Origin of the sequence: Burkholderia sp. PAMC 28687 (assembly GCF_001577465.1) — a bacterium.
Taxonomy (GTDB): Bacteria; Pseudomonadota; Gammaproteobacteria; order Burkholderiales; family Burkholderiaceae; genus Caballeronia.
The window spans coordinates 1,383,088-1,403,881 of sequence record NZ_CP014505.1 but is presented as its reverse complement, the minus strand read 5'-3'; the positions used below and the strand labels follow the sequence as shown (position 1 = coordinate 1,403,881).

General features: G+C 59.8%; 18 protein-coding genes. 9 read left to right on the top strand and 9 right to left on the bottom strand.

Annotation, left to right across the window (positions count from 1 at the left end):
- Positions 1-37: 37 nt before the first annotated feature.
- Entirely contained in the window at positions 38-1,042 is a 1,005-nt protein-coding gene (locus AX768_RS06500) for a threonine/serine dehydratase (protein ID WP_061999277.1), read from the top strand.
- Between the two features lie 3 nt (positions 1,043-1,045).
- Here the strand turns inward: AX768_RS06500 and AX768_RS06495 are convergent, their stop codons facing one another.
- The 4 genes from AX768_RS06495 to AX768_RS06480 form a co-directional block, all read right to left on the bottom strand.
- The gene (locus tag AX768_RS06495) at positions 1,046-1,867 is read right to left on the bottom strand and encodes an ABC transporter permease subunit (protein WP_372237039.1); all 822 of its coding nucleotides are present in this window, start codon (positions 1,865-1,867) and stop codon (positions 1,046-1,048) included.
- Positions 1,864-2,778 (bottom strand): ABC transporter permease subunit, encoded by a 915-nt coding sequence (locus tag AX768_RS06490; protein ID WP_061999276.1) that lies wholly within the window; start codon positions 2,776-2,778, stop codon positions 1,864-1,866. The genes AX768_RS06495 and AX768_RS06490 overlap by 4 nt, the downstream gene beginning before the upstream one ends.
- On the bottom strand, positions 2,775-3,884 hold the full coding sequence (locus AX768_RS06485) for an ABC transporter ATP-binding protein (protein WP_062000824.1): 1,110 nt from the start codon (positions 3,882-3,884) through the stop codon (positions 2,775-2,777). Before AX768_RS06485 ends, AX768_RS06490 begins: the two co-directional genes overlap by 4 nt.
- Before the next feature lie 238 nt (positions 3,885-4,122).
- Entirely contained in the window at positions 4,123-5,184 is a 1,062-nt protein-coding gene (locus AX768_RS06480; RefSeq protein ID WP_086383732.1) for a polyamine ABC transporter substrate-binding protein, read from the bottom strand.
- Between the two features lie 557 nt (positions 5,185-5,741).
- Between AX768_RS06480 and AX768_RS06475 the strand changes: the two genes are divergently transcribed.
- The 3 genes from AX768_RS06475 to AX768_RS06465 all read left to right on the top strand — a co-directional run bounded on the left by AX768_RS06475 (position 5,742) and on the right by AX768_RS06465 (position 8,965).
- Positions 5,742-7,097 carry an Nramp family divalent metal transporter gene (locus AX768_RS06475; protein WP_061999274.1) on the top strand — a complete coding sequence of 452 codons (1,356 nt, stop codon included), beginning with the start codon at positions 5,742-5,744 and terminating at the stop codon, positions 7,095-7,097.
- A gap of 304 nt (positions 7,098-7,401) precedes the next feature.
- A complete protein-coding gene (locus AX768_RS06470; RefSeq protein ID WP_082778759.1) occupies positions 7,402-8,694 on the top strand; it encodes a phospholipase A in 1,293 nt (430 codons plus the stop codon).
- A 67-nt stretch (positions 8,695-8,761) separates the two neighbouring features.
- Positions 8,762-8,965 carry a DUF1289 domain-containing protein gene (locus tag AX768_RS06465; protein WP_061999273.1) on the top strand — a complete coding sequence of 68 codons (204 nt, stop codon included), beginning with the start codon at positions 8,762-8,764 and terminating at the stop codon, positions 8,963-8,965.
- A 29-nt stretch (positions 8,966-8,994) separates the two neighbouring features.
- On the opposite strand, the gene AX768_RS06460 is transcribed toward AX768_RS06465, so the two are convergent.
- From AX768_RS06460 to AX768_RS06440, 5 genes are all read right to left on the bottom strand, one after another.
- On the bottom strand, positions 8,995-10,155 hold the full coding sequence (locus AX768_RS06460; RefSeq protein WP_061999272.1) for an NAD(P)H-dependent flavin oxidoreductase: 1,161 nt from the start codon (positions 10,153-10,155) through the stop codon (positions 8,995-8,997).
- A 255-nt stretch (positions 10,156-10,410) separates the two neighbouring features.
- Positions 10,411-12,003 (bottom strand): ABC-F family ATPase, encoded by a 1,593-nt coding sequence (locus AX768_RS06455; protein ID WP_061999271.1) that lies wholly within the window; start codon positions 12,001-12,003, stop codon positions 10,411-10,413.
- A 128-nt stretch (positions 12,004-12,131) separates the two neighbouring features.
- On the bottom strand, positions 12,132-13,577 hold the full coding sequence (gene thrC / locus AX768_RS06450; RefSeq protein ID WP_061999270.1) for a threonine synthase: 1,446 nt from the start codon (positions 13,575-13,577) through the stop codon (positions 12,132-12,134).
- 9 nt (positions 13,578-13,586) lie between these two features.
- On the bottom strand, positions 13,587-14,903 hold the full coding sequence (locus AX768_RS06445) for a homoserine dehydrogenase (protein WP_061999269.1): 1,317 nt from the start codon (positions 14,901-14,903) through the stop codon (positions 13,587-13,589).
- 27 nt (positions 14,904-14,930) lie between these two features.
- On the bottom strand, positions 14,931-16,169 hold the full coding sequence (locus AX768_RS06440; protein ID WP_162916050.1) for a pyridoxal phosphate-dependent aminotransferase: 1,239 nt from the start codon (positions 16,167-16,169) through the stop codon (positions 14,931-14,933).
- Positions 16,170-16,335: 166 nt separating this feature from the next.
- Here AX768_RS06440 and AX768_RS06435 point away from each other — a divergent pair, with 166 nt between their 5' ends.
- From AX768_RS06435 to AX768_RS06415, 5 genes are all read left to right on the top strand, one after another.
- The gene (locus AX768_RS06435) at positions 16,336-16,584 is read left to right on the top strand and encodes a hypothetical protein (RefSeq protein WP_061999267.1); all 249 of its coding nucleotides are present in this window, start codon (positions 16,336-16,338) and stop codon (positions 16,582-16,584) included.
- 128 nt (positions 16,585-16,712) lie between these two features.
- Positions 16,713-17,087 (top strand): Mth938-like domain-containing protein, encoded by a 375-nt coding sequence (locus AX768_RS06430; protein ID WP_061999266.1) that lies wholly within the window; start codon positions 16,713-16,715, stop codon positions 17,085-17,087.
- A gap of 337 nt (positions 17,088-17,424) precedes the next feature.
- Positions 17,425-19,098: a glycosyltransferase family 39 protein gene (locus AX768_RS06425; protein WP_061999265.1), complete on the top strand. Its 1,674-nt coding sequence runs from the start codon at positions 17,425-17,427 to the stop codon at positions 19,096-19,098.
- Positions 19,099-19,184: 86 nt separating this feature from the next.
- Positions 19,185-19,556, top strand: coding sequence for an SMR family transporter (locus AX768_RS06420; protein WP_061999264.1), 372 nt, complete (start codon positions 19,185-19,187; stop codon positions 19,554-19,556).
- A gap of 65 nt (positions 19,557-19,621) precedes the next feature.
- The gene (locus AX768_RS06415; protein WP_442857243.1) at positions 19,622-20,785 is read left to right on the top strand and encodes a DegT/DnrJ/EryC1/StrS family aminotransferase; all 1,164 of its coding nucleotides are present in this window, start codon (positions 19,622-19,624) and stop codon (positions 20,783-20,785) included.
- Positions 20,786-20,794 lie beyond the last annotated feature (9 nt).

Below are 20,794 nucleotides of genomic sequence, written 5' to 3'. Positions count from 1 at the left end.
GTGAAACGCTTCTTTGACCCACATTACGCACATCCCCATGTCCACGGCCCATCACCCCGACCAGACCATCGACGGCACGCCGATCCCTACCCTCGACGATATCGCCGCCCAGCACATGGCGCTCGCGCCGTGGGTTGCGCGCACGCCGACCTTCGAGCGCCACGACTTCCCCACACTGGAAGGCACGCCAGTCAACTTCAAGTTCGAGCTGCTGCAGGTCGGCGGCACGTTCAAGACGCGTGGCGCCTTTTCGCACCTGCTTGCCTTATCCGACAGCGAGCGCGATGCGGGCGTGACGTGTGTATCGGCGGGAAATCATGCGGTGGCCGTCGCTTATGCTGCGATGCGCCTCGAGATCGGCGCGAAGGTCGTGATGATCAAGACGGCGAGCCCGGCGCGCGTCGCGTTGTGCCGCCGTTTCGGCGCCGAAGTCGTGATGGCGGAGAACGGCGCGGAAGCGTTCGAGATCGTGCGTAAGATCGAAGCCGAGGAAGGCCGCTATTTCGTGCATCCGTTCAACGGATATAGAACCGTGATCGGTACGTCCACGCTCGGTTACGAATGGACATCGCAAGCGCCTGACCTCGACGCGGTGATCCTGCCTGTCGGCGGCGGCGGCCTTGCTGCGGGTGTGTCGCTGGCATTCCGGCTCGCGAATCCATCGATACATGTCTTCGGCGTCGAGCCCGAAGGCGCCGATGCCATGGGCCAAAGCTTCGCCGCAAACCACACGGTGAAGATGGCCGCCATGCAGAGCATTGCCGATTCATTGATGGCGCCGCATACCGAGGAGTACAGCTACGAGTTGTGCCGGCGGCATATCGACCGTCTCGTGACCGTAACCGATGCCGACCTGCGCCGCGCCATGCTGCATTTGTTCAACGAACTGAAGCTGGCCGTGGAACCCGCGTGCGCCGCGGCCACGGCTGCACTGCTCGGCCCGTTGCGCGAAACGCTGGAAGGCAAACGCGTCGGCGTCCTGCTTTGCGGCACGAATACCGACCCGGCGACGCTGAACAAACATCTGTCGATGGCCGCCTGACGGTTAGAGCACGTTGGTCAGGCGCTTTCGCTCGTTTCTCTGCATGACGTAATTTGCGCCGATCACGCCGACCGTCACAAACGCAATAAACAACGTGGCCAGCGCGTTCATCTCGGGATTCAGCCCGAGCCGGACGCGCGAAAACACGACGAGCGGCAACGTGGTCGATCCCGGTCCGGACAAGAACGCGGACAACACGAGGTCATCGATCGACAGCGTGAACGACAGCAGCCACCCGGCCACCAACGCCTGCGATATGAGCGGCAGCGTGATCGAGAAAAACACCCGTAACGGCGTGGCGCCCAGATCGAGTGCGGCTTCTTCAATCGATGGATTCAATTCCCTGACCCGCGATTCCACGATGATCGCGACATAGGAAATACACAGCATCACGTGGCCAATCCAGATGGTGAACAAGCCGCGTCCCGCAGGCCAGCCGAAAATCTTGGCCATTTCCACAAACAGCAGCAACAGCGAAATCCCCTGGATCACCTCGGGAATCACTAACGGCGCGTTGATCATGCCGGCATAGAGCGTGAAGCCGCGAAACCGGCCCATTCGCGCGAGCACATAACCCGCCCACGTGCCGATCACGACCGACGCGCACGCCGTGAATACTGCAATCCGTATAGATAACCACGCGGCGTTGATCAACTCTTCATCGTGAACCAGCGCACGATACCACTTGAACGAAAACTCCGTCCATACCGTGACCAGTTGCGACTCGTTGAAAGAATACACAATCAGGCTGATGATCGGGATATAAAGAAACAGGAATCCGATACCGAGAAACGTGAAACGCAGCGGGCGGCTAGGCTGGATCATGGCTTCTCCTCCAGTTGCTTCGCCTGGTAATACTGGAAGACCGCCATGGGCACGAGCAGCAGCAGGACCATCGCGCACGTCACGGCCGAAGCCATGGGCCAGTCGGCATTATCGAAGAATTCATTCCACATCACGCGGCCGATCATCAAGGTATCCGCGCCTCCGAGCAGTTCCGGAATCACGTATTCGCCCACCGCCGGAATGAACACCAGCAAACAACCCGCAATGATCCCGTTCTTCGAAAGCGGCAGCGTGATCTGCAAGAACGCTTTCCAGGGCTTCGCGCCGAGATCGTAAGCTGCTTCGAGCAAGGTCAGGTCCATCTTGACCAAATGCGCGTAAAGCGGCATCACGAGGAACGGCAAATACGAATACACCATGCCGATATAAACCGCTATATTCGTGTGATAAAGCTCGATGGGCGAATGAATGATCCCCGTCCACATCAGGAAGTTATTCAGCAAGCCGTTGTTCTTGAGAATGCCGATCCACGCATAGACGCGAATCAGAAACGATGTCCAGAACGGCAGCATGACGGCCATCATCAGCAGATTGCGGGTCGCCGGATTCGATCGCGCGATGTAATACGCCATCGGATAACCGATCAGCAAACACAGCAACGTCGATATCCCCGCGACCAGCAGCGAGTTCATGTACGTTGCGAAGTACAAACTGTCGGTCAGCAGGAATGCGTAGTGCGAGAAATCGAGCGCGATATTCAGCACGCCCTCTTTCAACGCCGTCAAATCCGTATAAGGTGGGATGCCCAGACGCGAGTCGGAGAAACTGATCTTCACGACCAGCAGGAACGGCACGAGAAACAGCAGCACGAGCCAGAGATACGGCCCGGCAATCACAGCCGTCTTTCCAGAAAGACCAAAGCGTTGCCGGATTGAATGCAGCGCTTTCATGCCGTAAGCACCACACCGGCCGACGCCGACCAGCGCACATAAACCTCGTCGTCCCAGGTGGGTGATTCGAGTTCGCCGATTGTCAGGCTCGACAAGTTCGCGACCACCACTTTGCCGCTGTCGAGCTTCACGTGATAAAGCGTGTAGCCGCCCATGTAAGCGATGTTCGCGATCGTCCCACGGCCCCAGTTATAGGCGCCTTCGGGCGGCTTGCGTGTCAGCGCGATGCGCTCCGGCCTGACCGAAATGGTGACCGGCATGCCGAGCGGTCCAGTGATCCCGTGATTCACATACAAGCGCGACGGCAGATCCTTCGACTCCACGAACACGTGATCGGGTTCGTCCTCGACCACGTTGCCATCGAAGAGATTGGTCGAACCGATGAATTCCGCCGTGAACCGGCTATTCGGGTATTCGTAGACCTCGTGCGGCGTGCCGGTCTGGATGATCTCGCCCTCGCTCATCACCGCGATCCGGCCAGCCATGGTCATGGCCTCTTCCTGATCGTGCGTGACCATGATGCAGGTGACGCCGACTTTATCGAGGATATTCACCAGCTCGATCTGCGTACGCTGGCGGATTTGTTTGTCGAGGGCGGACATGGGTTCGTCGAGCAACAGCAGCTTCGGCCGCTTCACGAGACTGCGGGCAAGCGCCACCCGCTGCTGCTGTCCGCCGGACAACTGGTGCGGCTTGCGCTGCGCATAACGCGCCATTTGCACGAGTTCGAGCGTCGTGTGCACGCGCTCCTTGAGTTCCGCGCCGCGCACGCCTTCCTGCTTCAGCCCGAACGCGACGTTCGCTTCCACCGACATATGCGGAAAGAGCGCGTACGACTGGAACATCATGTTCGTCGGCCGGCGATACGGCGGCATGGCCGCGAGATCCTCGCCATCGATCAATATCTGGCCCGATGTCACCGACTCGAGCCCCGCGAGCATGCGCAGCAAGGTGGACTTGCCGCAACCGGAACTGCCGAGCAGCGCAAACAACTCACCCTTCTTGACCGACAGGTTCACGCCTTTCACCGCGACGGTTTCATCGAATTTCTTGACGACATCGACGATCCGCACGAAGTTCTCTTCGGCCCAGTCCGGGCTGCGCATGCCGGGCTCCGGCCGGCGGCCGTTGGGACCGCCTGCGCCGTTCTGGCCACCTTGTGCGGAAGGCACTGCACTCCACTGCTCACTCATGATCTGCTGCCCGGCTCGTGCGCATCCGCGCGTTCGTGCTGCCTCGTTCCACTGCGTTTTTTTCCTGTACCAATGTTCAAACCGGTGACGAACAAAGCCCCCGGGTGACCGGGGGCTTTGCGTTCATCGTACGCCGTGCGGCATCGTTTCTTTATCGGCCGGACTTCAACTCGGTCCAGAGCCGGGTCTGCAGGCGCTGGATTTCCGGCGGCAAAGGCTTGAGCAGGAACAGCGTCTTGATCACGTCCTGCGGCGGATACACGGCGGGATCTTCAGCCACATCCTTCGATACGTACTTGCGCGCTTCCTGGTTCGCGCTCGGGTAATACACCTCGTTCGTGATCGCGGCGTGAACCTGCGGCGTCTCGATGTAATTGATCCACTCGAGCGCGGCTTCCTTGTTCTTCGCGTCCTTCGGGATGGCCATCACGTCGAACCAGACCGGCGCGCCGCCCTTCGGAATGTAGTACTCGATCTTGAATGCCTTCTTTGCGTCCACGGCGCGGTGCTTGGCGATCACGACGTCACCGGACCAGCCGTAGGTAAAGCACACATCGCCGCCCACCAGGTCGTTGATGTAGCCAGACGAGTTGAATTGCGTGATGTACGGGCGGATCTTCTTGAGCATCGCGAGCGCGGCGCGGTAGTCGGCCGGGTTCGTGCTCATCGGATCCTTGCCGATGTAATGCAGCGCCGCCGCAAACATCTGGTCCGGCGCGTCGAGCACCGACACGCCGCATGCCTTCAGCTTCGAGATGTTTTCCGGCTTGAACAGGATGTCCCAGTTATCGAGCGGCACGTTCTTGCCGAGAATCTGCTGGACCTTCGTCACGTTGTAGCCAAGACCCGTCGTGCCGTACGCCCAGGGCACCGTGTACTGGTTGCCCGGGTCCGCGCCGGCGACAAGTTTCATCAGGTCGGGATCGAGGTATTTGAGGTTCGGGAGCTTGGATTTGTCGAGCGGAGAAAAAATGCCGGCGGCGATCTGCTTGCCCGCGTAATTGCTGGTCGGCACCACGATGTCATAGCCCGAATTGCCTGTAAGCAACTTGGCCTGCAGCGTGTCATCGCTGTCGTAGTTGTCGTATTTGACCTTGACGCCGGTCTGCTTCTCGAAGTTCGGGATGGTGTCCTTGGCAATATAGTCCGACCAGTTGTAGACGTTGAGTTGCGTGTCTTTCGCCGATGCCGGCATCGACGCTCCCAATGCCATTGCAGTGGCCACTACTAACGCCGCCGCGCCTGCGCGCTTTGACAACTGGTCCGCCAATTTCTCTGCCATATCAGTTCCTCCGTCCTTTCGACTTGCCGACCGTTGACCACCCTCATCCCGATGCGCCCTTTACTTATAGCTCAATCGAGACGGTGAAAAAAACGAAAACTATCATCAAAACGCGTCGCACCAAAAAACAATCGGGAGCGATTGTCGCGCAAAGTGCACATGCGCGGAATCACTGCCTGCAAGGACTGGCGCGAGCTGGTGCATTGTGGCTGGTGCGGACACGGCACCTTATCGATACCGGTAAAGACCATAATGCCGCCAATGAATCTGAAAGCGCATTCGCTTGCGTAATGTCATCATTGGGGAGATTGCCATGTTGTTATCGAATCGAAGGTTTTTGTCGTGCATTTGCCGCTGACTACACGGAGCGGAACGTTGGTTGCTGCACAGCCGGAACCGACGCTCGCCGCGGCACTGCTCTTGCCGGACTCGCCATTTTTCCACCCGCTTCGTGAATTTCCGGTTATAGGAAACAGGCCTCAGACTGCATGAATACGAATTCGTCCGCTCTCGACCAGACTGGCTCTGCGGACAATCCGCCGTCCGACCTCGTTCCCGCCTCCGGCCTCAATCATCGCGGCGAACCGCCCGACGGCGCTCCCCGAGTACGCGGACGCTGGTTCTCCTTTATCGGCGCCGGCGCGCTGGTCGCGGTCGGTTACATGGACCCGGGGAACTGGGCCACCGCGCTTGGCAGCGGCGCAAAGTACGGCTACCAGTTGCTGAGCGTGGTGCTGGCAGCCAGCCTGATGGGTTTGCTGCTGCAATGGGTGGCATCGAAAGTCGGCGTCGTGACCGGACGTGATCTCGCCCAACTGTGCCGCGCCCGCTATAGCCGCCGCACCACGGTTTTCCTCTGGATCACTTGTGAGATCGCGATCATCGCGTGCGACGTCGCCGAAGTCGTCGGCAGCGCCGTGGCATTGCAACTGCTGCTGGGGGTATCGCTCACGGTTGGCGTGCTGATGTCCGCCGTGGGCACGTTCGCCATGCTCGCGCTGCAAAGCCGTGGCCAACGTCCGCTGCAGATCGTCATCACCACGCTGATCTTTTTCGTGGGCTTTTGTTTCGTGGTCGAACTCGCGCTCGCCAATCCCTCGTGGCGCGGCGCGCTCGCCGGCCTCGCGCCGCCCGCCGCGCTCTTGCGCGACGCCGGCATGGTCTGGCTCGCCGCCGGCATCCTGGGCGCGACCGTCATGCCGCACAACCTTTACCTGCACTCGGCGCTGGTAAAGGACCACGCGAAAAGCGGCGACGACGAAGCCATCTCCGACGCCATGAAAGGCGTGAACATCGATACGTTTGCATCGCTCAGCCTGGCTTTCACGGTGAATGCGTCGCTACTGATCGTGGCCGCCGCTGTTTTTCACGCAAGCGGACATTACGACGTCAGCGATCTCGCCGATGCACACCGCCTGATTGCCCCGCTTGTCGGCAGCCAGTGGGCAAGCGCCATCTTCGCAGCGGCGCTGCTCGCCTGCGGGCTGAACGCGACCGTCACCGGCACGCTGGCGGGCCAGGCGGTGATGGAAGGTTTCCTGCAGTTGAAAATTGCACGCTGGGCTCGGGCGCTCCTGACCCGCACACTTGCAATAGGACCGGCGCTGCTTGCCGTCGGCGCGTTTGGCGAACACGGTTCCAATCAGTTGCTCGTGGCGAGTCAGGTGGTCTTGAGCCTGCAACTGCCGCTGGCCGTCATTCCCCTCGTACGTTTCGCTTCCGATGCCGGCCTCATGGGCCGCTGGCGCGTCAAACGCATCCCGCTGGCCCTGGCGTGGATGTGCGCCGGGATTATCGTCGTGTTGAACGTGGCTTTGCTGTGGCAATTAGTGACGGACGTCTGAGCGGCCACGTAATGACGCAACGTTACTCCAGCATATAACCGAGATCCCACCAGGCAATTCTTGCCGCCCGGGATCGCTTCTTGCTGTTGCTGCCCGTTTTGCACCGTATTTCGAGATAAACGTTCATCGCGTTTACAATTCGGCATTTCGAAGATTCGCTGGCTGCAAGTCCCGGCGATGAGCGAAATCCGCGACGTGTTGCGGTTGTGAGCCGCGCTCAACAGACGGCAAGGAGAATGGGTTTATCGTCCTTTGCCGCATCGCCGCGCCCGATGCCAATCAACGCCACAAGGACGATCGTTTCATGGCCCAAGGCCCACTGCAGCACATCAATCGTTTGCCACTGCGCGGTATTCCGCGTGCTTTTCGTCTTACCCCTTTTGCAGCGGCGCTTGGCTTGGGCTTTTGCTGGACCGCGACGGCCCATGCCACGGTCTCGGTGCTGCAACCGGTGCGGGAAGCAGCCGCTCAGCAGCCGCTCGAACTCACGCTGCTGTACAGCGATGACGACAAGAAGCCGCTGACCATCGACGTCCCCCGCAACCTCACGGTCACGCTGACCAACGGCGATCTGCCGCCGAAACCGCTGGCGCTCGATCGCGAAGCGAACGTGCCGGACAGACTCACGCTGCGCCCAGGCCAATACAGGAAGGTCAAGTACTCGGCCCCGTGGCCGGACACGGCGCGCGGCACGGTGAAAGTCGACCCGGTGGGTTTCGATTCATCGCCCATGCTGATCGTGCTCAACCGCGGCGACAAGCAAGCCCAGGTTGTCGCCGCGGAGACCGCCGAGACGCAGGCAAAGACGCCGCAGCAACTTGCGAGCGCGGAAGCGGCGGCCAATACATCGGCAGTACCGACGCCCACGAGCGACCGCATGCTGAGCGGCCGTTTATCGACGTTCGAACCCATGTATTTCGCCGATGGCCAGAACGGCGACAACCTCGCCAAGTTCCAGTTCAGCTTCAAGTACCGCCTGATGCTGCCCGACGATCCCCGCTCACGCAGCTTCCTGGACAACCTGTACTTGGCGTACACGCAGACCTCGATCTGGGACTTGTCCGCAGAGTCCGCACCCTTTCGCGATACCAGCTACCAGCCGCAACTGTTCTACTACCTGCAGGACACGGGCTGGAAGAGTTCGCTCTGGTCGCGCATGGGCGTGACGGCGGGTATCGGCCATGAATCGAACGGCAAGAGCGGCGCCGATTCGCGCGCGATCAATATCGCGTTCGTCCGCCCAACGTGGGATTTCGGCGATGTCAACTCGAACCACCTGACCATATCGCCGAAGGTTTATTACTACATCACAAAGAGCGGAAACGAGGATATCCAGGACTATCGCGGGTACGTGGATTTGCTCGTGAAGTACGGCAGCCCGGAAAGCTGGCAACTCGCGGCGACCTTGCGCAAAGGGACGAAGGCGAAATACGGCAGCGTGGATGCCCAGTTCACGTACCCGCTTGCCAAGCTCATCAACAGCGCATGGGGCGGTTATTTGTGGGTGGGGTATTTTAACGGCTACGGCGAGGACATTCTCGACTACAACCAGCGGCAACACTGGATCGCCCGGATCGGATACAGCATTGCGCGGTAAAATCGGGTTCACTTTCCGCGCAGGCGCTGCCGTTTAACACGTGCAGCGCCCGCTTTACAGGCGTCTTATGGCATCGAATCTTCACGATTTACCCGACAGCCCGTGCATTGGCGTGTGCTCCACCCTCTTTGACGACATTTGCAAGGGCTGCGGCCGGACCGCCTCCGAAGTTTCCAACTGGGTATTCCTGAGCGACGACGAAAAGCGCGCGATCTGGGAGCGTATCAACCGCGAAGGCTCGGCGATGCGTTTCACGCGCGACAAGGTCTGAGCCGCGCTATTGCGTTGTTCCGGCGTCGTTCAGGCCGGCGCCGCCGCAGGATGAATGTCCGCAACCAGAAGGTCGAGCAATTCGCGCACGCTGCGAATCGCCGAGCCAAACGGAAGCGCCTCGTGCCCGCGGAAAAACAATCCGGTCTGACGATCGCCGCGTAGTGCCGCGGACAACCGGGCATCGATGCAAAAGTGCCCGAACTTTTCGATGCCGTCGCGCCATCCGCACGCAGTCAGGCAGTTCAGGCCCGACTGACATTCTTGCGGCTTCGTGCCGATCTTCTCGCGAATCTTCGTTTCCTGACGCATGTATCGCACGAGCCACGGCGTCTTCACGGCGCGCGCCGGCAAACCCGTCACGCTCACGAATTCGGCGATGTCTTCAGGTCTTGCATCGGCGAGAATGCGCTTGAATTCGGGATGCGCATCGCCTTCTTCGGTAACCGCGAACGCCGTTCCAAGCTGCACACCGGATGCGCCCGCCGCAAGCCAGTGACGTACCGCAGCATGACTGTCGATACCCCCCGCCACGATCAATGGGATCTGCGTTCGGCTGAGGCCGAGTGCATCGAACGTCAGCATGGTTTCTTCGATCACGCGCGCAAAATCGAAACGCTCGCTCGGGATATCCGCGACGCTTGCCACGCCAAGATGACCGCCGGCATGCGCCGGATGTTCGATCACGATGGCATCAGGCAGGCGGTTCTTCTTCATCCACTTCTTGAGCACCAGCGCGATGCCCCGGCTGTCCGAAAGAATGGGAATCAGCGCGATGTCGACACCTTGCGTCATGTCCGGCAGATCGAGCGGCAGCCCTGCGCCCATCACGATGGCGTCCGCGCCGTTATCGCACGCCGTCTGCACTGCCGCCGCATACGATGCGACTGCGCGCATCACGTTCACGGCAATCATGCCGCGACCTTCGCTGATCTCCTTCGCTGCGATGATTTCCCGGCGCAAGGCGGTCTGGTTTGCGGTCTCCAGTGTTTCCTGTGACGGTTCAATGCGGCACATTTCCATCAGATCAGGATGGTGGTGGCGCAAGTCGATGCTGGCGATCGTACCCATTGCGCCCTCCCTTGCCACCGAGCCGGCCAGCCGGTGCGCGGAAACGCCAACGCCCATGCCTCCCTGCACAACAGGAAGCAAGGTGCGGCCGCGGATGGTCAGGTGGGAAAGAGGCGTCATGTGGGGTTCAACTCCTGGGTCAAAAGTTTTCAGCTTGCAGGAGGTTAGACAGACCCATGTTGCGATTTATCAATCAAGTTCGACTGTGCTGCGTTTCGTTTTCGCGAACGTGTTTGCGATTGATTGTGTTGCGGTTGATTGTGTTGCGGTTGATTGTGTTGCAGCTCTTGTCTGGCACGAACGCAGCCTTGAAAACGCAAAGGGTCCGCTTCTTTCGAAGCGGACCCTTTCGGATTCGGCTATTCGACTGTCGCGTTACTGAATACCCTGACTTGCCAGCAGCTCTTCATACGTGCCGCCGAAGTCACGAATCGTGCCGTCGTTCTTGACTTCGATTACACGATTCGCCAAGCCGTTCACGAACTCGCGGTCATGCGAAACGAAGATCAATGTGCCTTCGTATTTCTCGAGCGCAATCTGCAGGGATTCGATAGATTCCATGTCCATGTGATTGGTCGGCTCGTCCATCAGCAAGACGTTCGGGCGGCCGAGCATCAGCTTGCCCCAGATCATGCGGCCTTTTTCACCGCCTGACAGCACCTTGACGGACTTCTTGATGTCGTCGGCGTTGAAAAGCAAACGCCCGAGCGTACCGCGCACCATCTGGTCGTCGTCCCCGTCCTGACGATACTGATCGACCCAGTCGGTCAGCGTCTCGTCGTTCGGAAACTCTTCGTACGTGTCCTGCGGCATGTAGCCGATCAGCGCGTTTTCCGCCCACTTGACCGTGCCGCCATCCAGTTCGATCGCGCCCTTCAACGCGCGCAGCAGCGTGGTCTTGCCCGCACCGTTCTCGCCGATGATCGCGATCCGCTCACCCGGCTGCACGCTCAAATTGAGATGATTGAAGATGGTCCGGTCGTATTTCTTCGTGATGCCATCGGCCACGACCGCGATGTTGTGCAGCTTCTTCTCGAACTCGAAGCGAATGAACGGGTTCTGACGCGACGAAGGCTTGAACTCCTCGATCTTGATCTTCTCGATCTGCTTTGCGCGGCTCGTCGCCTGGCGCGCCTTCGACTTGTTCGCCGAAAAGCGGCGTACGAAGTCCTGCAGATCGGCCACACGATCCTTCGCCTTCTGGTTCGCGCTCGCTTGACGCTCGCGCGCCTGAGCCGACGCCAGCATGTAGTCGTCGTAGTTACCCGGATAAACCTTGAGCGTGCCGTAATCCATGTCCGCCATGTGCGTGCAGACCTGGTTCAGGAAGTGCCGGTCGTGGGAAATGATCACCATGGTCGAGTTGTACTGGTTCAGCACGTCCTCGAGCCAGCGGATGGACGTGATGTCCAGGTTGTTGGTCGGTTCGTCGAGCAGCAGCACGTCCGGCTTCGAGAACAACGCTTGCGCGAGCAGCACGCGCAGCTTCCAGCCCGGCGCTACGTTGCTCATTGGTCCGGCATGGTCTTCGATTGCAATACCGATACCGAGCAGCAGTTCGCCCGCACGCGCTTCAGCGGTATAGCCGTCGTATTCCGCAAACTTTGCTTCGAGTTCGGCGGCGTGCATGTAGTCGTCGTCGGTGGCGTCCGGATTCGCATAAATGGCGTCGCGCTCGGACATGGCATTCCACATTTCCGTGTGGCCCATCATGACGACGTCGATCACGCGCATGTCTTCATACGCGAACTGATCCTGGCGCAACTTGCCCAGGCGAACGTTCGGTTCGAGCATCACGTTGCCGGAGCTCGGTTCCAGGTCGCCACCCAGGATTTTCATGAACGTGGATTTGCCGCAGCCGTTTGCCCCAATGAGGCCGTAGCGATTTCCTTCCCCGAACTTGACCGAAATGTTCTCGAAGAGGGGCTTCGGCCCGAATTGCATGGTGATGTTGGCAGTAGACAGCACAGCGCGTCCTTTTGAATGGTGTACGGCGAAAAACCTGCAATTTTAGCAGTTTTTGCGACGATTTGCGGCGTTGCAGCGGAACGGGACGGCAAAGCGGCGCTGAAGGCCGCTCGCCGCCTGGGTCCTGCCTACAGGCGCTCAGCGATATACGCCTTCACCACGCCTGCGTCAGCTTTGACGATATCGAACTTCTGTGGCAATTCTTCCATGCCAATAAAAGCTGCCGGACGTTCCGGTTCGCGCTGCAGGGCTTCGCGGATGGTTTCGCCGAACTTGATGGGCTGCGCTGTCTCCAGCACGATCATGGGGACACCCGGCTTCAAATGCTCGCGAGCCACTTTCAAGCCGTCTGCCGTGTGCGTGTCGATCATGGTGTCGTACCGGCTGAATGCGTCGCGGATGGTTTCCACCCGGTCCGCATGGCTGCTGCGCCCCGACACGAAACCGAATTCCTTCACGCGCCCGAAATCGCCGCTTGCCGCGAGGTCAAAACCGCCCTTTTCCTCAACGTCACGGAAAAGCTGCAGTACTCGGGCCGGATCGCGGCCGAGCAGATCGAACACAAAACGCTCGAAATTAGACGCCTTCGAGATATCCATGCTCGGGCTCGTCGTGTGATACGTCTCGGCGGCCGTGCGCACGCGATAAACCCCGGTGCGGAAAAACTCGTCCAGCACGTCGTTTTCATTCGTGGCGACAACGAGCTGTTCGATCGGCAAGCCCATCATCCGCGCAATATGTCCCGCGCAGACGTTGCCGAAATTACCCGACGGCACCGTGAACGACACCCGCTCGGCGTTCGATTTCGTCGCGGCGAAGTAGCCCTTGAAGTAATAGACCACCTGCGCAACCACGCGGGCCCAGTTGATCGAATTGACCGTACCGATCTTGTTGGCAGCCTTGAACGCGTGATCGTTCGATACAGCCTTGACGATGTCCTGGCAACCATCGAAATTGCCGACGACCGCCAGATTGAAAATGTTCGGGTCCTGCAGCGAAAACATCTGCGCCGTCTGGAACGCGCTCATCTTCTGATGCGGCGAGAGCATGAACACGCGCAAGCCCTGCTTGCCGCGCATGGCGTACTCGGCGGCGCTGCCTGTGTCGCCTGAAGTGGCGCCCAGGATGTTGAGCGTCTCACCGTGCTTCGCGAGCGTGTACTCGAACAGGTTGCCGAGCAACTGCATGGCCATGTCCTTGAACGCGAGCGTCGGTCCGTTCGACAATTCCAGCAGCGACACGGTCGTGCCGTTCTCCACGCCCAGCGTCTTGATCGGCGTGATCTGCGATGCGCTTTCGTGATCGCGAACGTTGCTGTACGTCTTTGCGGTATAGGTGCGCCGTGTGAGCGAACGAAGGTCTTCGTCAGGGATATCGTCGCTGAACTTGCGCAGGATTTCGTAGGCGAGATCTGCATAAGGCAGCGAGCGCCACGCGTCGAGTTCCTGCGCCGTGACGCGCGGGTACTCAGCGGGCAGATACAGGCCGCCATCCTTGGCGAGACCGCCGAGAAGGATGTCGGAGAAAGTATGGCGCTCGCCAATGCCTGCGCCGCGGGTCGAGATGTAGTTCATTTCAGGGCCTTATTTCATTCCTTCCATGCGCAGTTTCGTCACCTTCGAAACCACCGTGGAGAGCGCTTCGATCTGCGTGATCGCTGCGTTGATTTCCTTTTCAACCGTTTCGTGCGTGAGCAGGATGATGTCGGTCTCGCCCTTGTCCTCGCCGTTGACGTGCTCGGATTCCTTCTGCAGCAAGGCATCGATCGAGATGACCTTGTCCGCGAGAATGCGCGTGATGTTGGCGAGCACACCGGTCACGTCAGCCACCCGCAAACGCAGGTAGTAGCTGCTCGTCACTTCCTCGATAGGCAGAATCGGTGTATTCGCCAGGCTGTCGTGCTGGAATGCCAGGTGCGGCACGCGATGCTCCGGGTCGGCCGTATGCAGGCGCGTCACATCCACGAGATCCGCGACCACCGCCGACGCGGTGGGCTCCGCGCCCGCGCCCTTGCCGTAGTAAAGCGTGGTGCCCACGGCATCGCCGTGAACCACGACCGCGTTCATTGCCCCTTCCACGTTCGCGAGCAAACGCTTTTCCGGGATCAGCGTCGGGTGCGTGCGCAATTCGATGCCTTTCTCCGTGCGGCGCGCGATCCCCAGCAGCTTGATCCGGTAACCCAGGTCTTCAGCGTAGCGGATATCGATTGCATCCAGTTTGCTGATGCCTTCCACATAAGCGCGGTCGAATTGCACGGGTACGCCGAACGCGATCGCGCTCATGATCGTGACCTTGTGCGCGGCGTCCACGCCTTCAATGTCGAAGGTAGGATCGGCTTCCGCATACCCCAGTTCCTGTGCCGCTTTCAGCGCGGTCGCGAAGTCGAGCCCCCGATCGCGCATCTCGGACAGGATGTAGTTCGTCGTACCGTTGATGATGCCCGCGATGTATTCGATCCGGTTGGCCGTCAGCCCTTCGCGCAGCGCCTTGATGATCGGAATGCCGCCCGCGACCGCCGCCTCGAACGCCACCATCACGCCTTTCTTGCTGGCCGCCTCGAAGATCTCGTTGCCGTGCACGGCGAGCAGCGCCTTGTTCGCCGTCACCACGTGCTTGCCGTTGGCGATCGCACGCAGCACCAGGTCACGCGCCACGCCCGTGCCGCCGATCATCTCGGCCACGATGTCGATGGACGGATCGTCCACGACCGAATTGAAGTCGGTCGTGATCTCGATGCCTTCGGCGCCCTTCACCTTGGACGGCGTTCGCACGGCGATGCGCGAAATTTCGATACCACGTCCCGCGCGCCGTTTGATTTCTTCCTGATTGCGGCGCAGCACCGTGAAGGTGCCGCTGCCGACGGTGCCGAAGCCCAGCAGGCCAACTTTGATCGGTTCCATTGCAGCGTAAGTCTTTTAAGAGAGGTGTTAAACAGAGTGACGCTTTCGATAACCATCGAGAAAGCGCGCGATACGGTTGATCGAGTCAGCCAGATCGTCCACGTTCGGCAGGAACACCACGCGGAAATGATCGGGCGCCGGCCAGTTGAAACCCGTGCCTTGCACGAGCAACGTGCGTTCTTCAAGCAACAGGTCCGTGATGAACTGCTGGTCGTCGACGATCGGATACATCTTCGGGTCGAGCTTCGGGAACATGTACAGCGCCGCTTGCGGCTTCACGCAACTCACGCCGGGAATGGCGGTCAGCATGTCGTACGCAAGCTCGCGCTGCTTGAAGAGGCGCCCGCCTGGCAGGATCAGGTCGTTGATGCTCTGGTAGCCGCCGAGCGCCGTCTGGATGGCGTACTGTCCCGGCACGTTCGCGCACAAGCGCATGGACGCAAGGATGCCTAGCCCTTCCATATAGTCGTTCGCAATCCGGCGATTCTCGCCCGTCAACCCGGAAATGAACATCCAGCCCGCACGATACCCGCACGCCCTATAGCTCTTCGAAAGGCTGTTGAACGTGACCGTCAGCACGTCCTCGGACAAAGCCGCGACCGCCGTATGCTTGCGGCCGTCGTAGACGATCTTGTCGTAGACCTCGTCGGCGAAAATGATCAGGCCGTGCTTGCGGGCGATCTCGATCATTTCGGTCAGCAGCGCGTCGGAATACAGCGCGCCGGTCGGATTGTTCGGGTTGATGATGACCAGTGCCTTCGTGTTCGGCGTGATCTTCGAGCGCAGGTCGTCGAGATCGGGCATCCAGTCAGCGGCTTCGTCGCAGAGATAATGCACAGGCGTGCCGGATGACAGGCTGACCGCGGCCGTCCACAGCGGGTAGTCCGGCGCGGGCAGCAGCACTTCGTCGCCGTCGTTGAGCAAACCCTGCATGGCCATCACGATCAGCTCGGACGCGCCGTTGCCGATGTAGATGTCGTCCAGCTCCACGCCCAGCACACCCTTTTCCTGCGTGTAATGCATGATCGCCTTGCGCGCAGCGAACACGCCCTTCGAGTCCGAATATCCCGACGATGCAGGCAGATTCCGGATCATGTCCTGGATGATCTCGTCCGGTGCGTCGAAACCAAACGAGGCCAGATTGCCGATGTTGAGCTTGATGATCCGGTGACCTTCGTCCTCGAGACGCTTCGCGTGTTCGAGCACGGGTCCGCGAATGTCGTAACAGACGTTCTGTAATTTATTGGACTTGAGAATCGGTTTCACGGCGGGAAGGCTCACTCGGTTACTTGAAATCAGGCTCTGTTGGTTATCGGGTGCAGTCGGCGGCCAAGGTCGGCGAAAGGATACGAACAAAGGACATTGCGGCCTGCGCTGCAAGGCGTTCCAATCCGGACCGGGATCGCGTCGATGCACGCGGGCCGGTCACAAGATGCAACAAGGACGTTCGACCGTGGTGGACGTCATGGCGCTCCTGAACCGGCGAAATTTCGGGATTCGGAAGGCAGCGCAGAACAGGCAGTCTAGCGAAAATGCGCCGGATAAAGGCGGGTTTGGGCTCAAACGTGTGATTTTTGGCCATCAGGCCAAGGAAAACAGCCCTTTTTTGCGTGTCGGCAAGCAGCTTGTGGCGGCACGCGAAGCACTGCGCCGTCCGGACTCGCAACCCGCGAACGGCTGAAAAGTTATAATTTAGCGGATTAAGCGTGACTTTCGCAATGCGCGCGCCGTACTCGCCGGCAGATTCTTCCCGGCACGGGCGTTCGCACAGTCGCTCCTTGCCATCAACCCGCCTGTCGGACTATCGATTTGAAATTACATCAGGAAGCCAGCGGCGCGCTCAACACCATCACGAGTTACGGCGCCGATTACGTCGCGATCAATCTCCAGCGTCATGAAGGCAGCATTATCGTGATGCCGGAAAGTCCCGTGATCCAGTGGCCGGTCACGTCGTTCGAGACGCTCACGCCTGAACATTTCGATGCGCTGCTCGAGCTGGCGCCCGAAGTCATCGTGTTCGGCAGCGGCGCGCGCCTGCGTTTTCCGCATCCGCGGCTTACTGCCAGGCTCACGCAGCAGCGCATTGGCGTCGAGACGATGGACTTCGGCGCCGCATGCCGCACTTACAACATTCTGATGTCGGAAGGCCGCCGGGTCGCCGCCGCGCTGCTGCTCGAAGCCTGATCCGCGCTCGCTGAACCGGTTCGTAACGTCATCAAGGCGCCTCAGCGCGGAATCGGCACGCCAGTACGATAAACTGCCGCCCGGCAGCTTTGTCACGTAAGCCCGGCCCGCGCCCTTCGGTCAGCAGTTGAAACGTTGCACGTTTCTTCACCTACCAGCCCATTCGGACAGCTTGTGCGTATTGTCGAAGACGCGGAACCTGCGTGTGTTCACCGAACATGTGCGACAAGACATCCGGAGCCCGCCTAAGCCGCCCTTAAGTCTCGATGCGCAACACTCGAGCCCCTTTTTGAATTTGCTTTTCGCCGCAAAAGCGGCACTGGACAGGTCGACTTCTATGAACGATACGCCTTACCGGCTACCGCTCACCCGCCTCTCGCTTTTATTGCTGGTCGCAGCGCTCGCTGTGGTCTGGTTTGCGCCCCTCGGCCTGCGCCATCTCGTTCCCAGCGACGAAGGCCGGTACGCGGAAATGGCCCGCGAAATGTTCGTGACTGGTGACTGGATCACGCCGCGATACAACGGCTACAAATATTTCGAGAAACCGCCGCTGCAAACCTGGGCGAACGCGCTGACGTTCGCGTGGTTCGGGATCGGCGAATGGCAGGCGCGGCTCTATACCGCACTGACGGGGTTTGCCGGCGTGCTGCTGATTGGCTATACCGGCGCGCGAGTATTCAATGGCGTGACGGGCTTTTGCGCGGCAGTCGTCCTTGCGACGTCGCCCTACTGGAATCTGATGGCCCATTTCGACACGCTCGACATGGGTTTGTCCTTCTGGATGGAACTCACGCTGTGCGGCTTGTTGCTCGCGCAACGCCCCAACCTCCCCGCCAGCCAGGTCCGGCTTTGGATGTGGCTCTGCTGGGCCGGCATGGCGCTCGCATTGCTCTCAAAGGGGCTGGTCGGTCTTATTCTGCCGGGCGCGGTCCTTGTGCTCTACACGCTGATCGCGCGTGACTGGGCCCTGTGGCGGCGCCTTTACATTGGCAGCGGACTGATCCTGTTTGCGATCATCTCCGTGCCCTGGTTCGTGCTGGTGCAGATGAAAAATCCGGAGTTCCTGAACTTCTTTTTCATCGTGCAGCAGTTTCAGCGTTATCTGACGCCCGAACAGAACCGGCCGGGCGCGTTCTATTACTTTGTGCCCGTTTTGATCATCGGATTCCTGCCCTGGCTCTCCGTGATTTTCCAGAGCGCCCGCCACGCGGTGAAAGTGCCACGACAGCCAAACGGCTTTGCGCCAGTCACCTTGCTGCTGGTCTGGACGGCCTTCATCTTCCTGTTCTTCAGCGCATCACACTCGAAACTCCTGTCCTATACGCTGCCGATTGCGCCGTCGATCGCGTTGCTTATCGCAATCTATTTGCCGCTTCTGACGAGGGTGCAATGGAGCCGGCATTTGATTGGCTATGCCGTCTTTCTGGTCGCGGCGGCATTCGGCGCAATCTTCCTGGGTCGCATGGGCGGTGGGCATACGCCGAACTCTCTGTATCGTGAGTTCCAGCTTTGGGTGTATGCAGCGCTCGCTGTTGCGTTCGTAGTCACGCTTGCAGCGATCTGGTACAACCGGCGCAGTTCGATTGGCGGCGTTGTGTTGCTGGGCACCGCGTGGTTGCTGATCGGTACCATCGCGGGAACAGGACACGATGTCTTCGGCCGCGAGAGTTCAGGCGTGAAACTGGTGCCTGCGGTCAAGGCAGCTATGGCAAAGCTCCCGGCAGACACACCGTTTTATTCGGTTGCCAAGCTCGACCACACCATGCCGTTTTACCTCGGCCACACCATGATCATGGTCCAGGAGCCCGACGAACTGCAGTTCGGTGTGACGACGGAGCCGCAGAAATGGTTGCCGACCATCGATGCGTGGATTCAACGCTGGGACGCCGATCGATACGCTCTCGCGCTGATGCCCCCGGGCAGGTATGACGAAATGCTTGCGAAAAACGTGCCGATGAAAGTGATTGCGCGTGATGATCGAAGGGTCATTGTGGAAAAGCCGCAGCCTTGAAACAATGGCGCGGCGTTCGCGCAAGCCATTTTATACAAGAATGCTGCGCCGCACTACGCCGATAAAAACCACTATTACGGTCGACGATGAACCCGATATCCTTCATTTGCATCATCACCGGCGTCCTGTTGAACGCCGGTGCGCAGTTGCTGCTCAAAGCAGGTGTGAACGCCGTGGGCCATTTCGAGTTCACGCCGGCGAACATCGTGCCGATTGGTTTGAAGATTGCAACGCAATGGCCGATCATCGGTGGCCTTACCTGCTATGTGTTCAGTGTCGTGGTGTGGATCGTGGGTTTGTCGCGGGTCGACGTTTCCGTGGCTTATCCCATGCTTTCATTGGGTTACGTGGTAAACGCCTTCGCAGCATGGTATTTGTTCGGTGAAATTCTGTCAGTGCAGCGCCTGGTTGGTATCGGCATCATCCTGATTGGCGTAGTGGTGTTGACCCGCGCCTAGCCCCGGCTTCGCTTTTGTCAGCTTATGTCAACGCCTCGCTCCTCCATTTCTAACGCAGAGACTCCATGACCCAGAACGTGACCTCCAAAACGCTCCCTTTCCTGCCGTTCGTGCGCTCCGAGATCGACGAAGAAACAATCCAGGGCGTAGCCGACGTACTGCGTTCCGGCTGGATCACGACCGGCCCGCAGAACACGCAGTTCGAAGCTGATCTGTCTGCCTATTGCGGCGGCCGCCCGGTGCGCACGTTCAATTCCGGTACGGCGACCATGGAAATCGGCTTGCGGATTGCGGGTGTAGGCGAAGGCGACGAAGTCGTCACCACGCCGATGACCTGGGTCTCGACCAGCAATGTGATCATTGAAACGGGCGCCACGCCGGTGTTTGCGGACATCGATCCGGTCACGCGCAATATCGACCTGGATCTACTGGAAAAAGCCATCACGCCGCGCACCAAGGCCATCCTGCCGGTATATCTCTCTGGTTTGCCCGTGGATATGGACCGCCTCTACGGCATCGCCCGCGACCATAAATTGCGCGTGATCGAAGACGCCGCGCAGGCGTTCGGTTCAACCTGGCGCGGCAAGAAAATCGGCTCGTTTGGCGACATGGTTTCGTTCAGTTTTCACGCCAACAAGAACGTGACGTCCATAGAAGGCGGCGCGCTCGTCCTGAATAACGAAGAGGAAGCGGTGCTGGCCCAGAAGTACCGGCTGCAGGGCATCACGCGCACGGGCTTCGACGGCATGGACTGCGACCTGCTCGGCGGCAAATACAATCTCACCGATGTCGCCGCTCGCGTCGGCCTCGGGCAGTTGAAGCACGTCGGGCGTTTCACGGAAAAGCGCCGCGAGCTCGCGCGAGCCTATTTCGAGAGTTTCGCGAACGGCTCGGCCGTGCGCGCGGGCGTGCAACTGCCGGTGCAGAACTTCACTGACAGCAACTGGCACATGTTCCAGATTGCGTTGCCGCAGGAGCGCCTCTCCCTCACGCGCTCGGAATTCATGGGGCAGATGAAGGAGCGCGGCATCGGCACGGGCGTGCATTACCCGGCGCTGCATCTGTTCACGCTGTACCGGGCGCGCGGATTCCATGAAGGCATGTTCCCGCACGCCGAAAAGTATGGCGCGTCCACGGTTACGCTGCCCCTTTTCACGCAGATGACCCATGACGACGTGACGCGAGTCGTGCAGGCCGTCGATGAAATCTGCGCGGCGCACGCCATATAAGAAGAAGCC

Coding starts and splice junctions, on each gene's coding strand:
- AX768_RS06490 (WP_061999276.1), bottom strand. CDS start 2,778: ATGAAAGCGCTGCATTCAATCCGGCAACGCTTTGGTCTTTCTGGAAAG.
- AX768_RS06480 (WP_086383732.1), bottom strand. CDS start 5,184: ATGGCATTGGGAGCGTCGATGCCGGCATCGGCGAAAGACACGCAACTC.
- AX768_RS06460 (WP_061999272.1), bottom strand. CDS start 10,155: ATGACGCCTCTTTCCCACCTGACCATCCGCGGCCGCACCTTGCTTCCT.
- AX768_RS06470 (WP_082778759.1), top strand. CDS start 7,402: ATGGCCCAAGGCCCACTGCAGCACATCAATCGTTTGCCACTGCGCGGT.
- AX768_RS06425 (WP_061999265.1), top strand. CDS start 17,425: ATGAACGATACGCCTTACCGGCTACCGCTCACCCGCCTCTCGCTTTTA.
- AX768_RS06495 (WP_372237039.1), bottom strand. CDS start 1,867: ATGATCCAGCCTAGCCGCCCGCTGCGTTTCACGTTTCTCGGTATCGGA.
- AX768_RS06500 (WP_061999277.1), top strand. CDS start 38: ATGTCCACGGCCCATCACCCCGACCAGACCATCGACGGCACGCCGATC.
- thrC (WP_061999270.1), bottom strand. CDS start 13,577: ATGAACTACATCTCGACCCGCGGCGCAGGCATTGGCGAGCGCCATACT.
- AX768_RS06485 (WP_062000824.1), bottom strand. CDS start 3,884: ATGCGCAGCCCGGACTGGGCCGAAGAGAACTTCGTGCGGATCGTCGAT.
- AX768_RS06435 (WP_061999267.1), top strand. CDS start 16,336: ATGCAACAAGGACGTTCGACCGTGGTGGACGTCATGGCGCTCCTGAAC.
- AX768_RS06465 (WP_061999273.1), top strand. CDS start 8,762: ATGGCATCGAATCTTCACGATTTACCCGACAGCCCGTGCATTGGCGTG.
- AX768_RS06420 (WP_061999264.1), top strand. CDS start 19,185: ATGAACCCGATATCCTTCATTTGCATCATCACCGGCGTCCTGTTGAAC.
- AX768_RS06415 (WP_442857243.1), top strand. CDS start 19,622: ATGACCCAGAACGTGACCTCCAAAACGCTCCCTTTCCTGCCGTTCGTG.
- AX768_RS06475 (WP_061999274.1), top strand. CDS start 5,742: ATGAATACGAATTCGTCCGCTCTCGACCAGACTGGCTCTGCGGACAAT.
- AX768_RS06445 (WP_061999269.1), bottom strand. CDS start 14,903: ATGGAACCGATCAAAGTTGGCCTGCTGGGCTTCGGCACCGTCGGCAGC.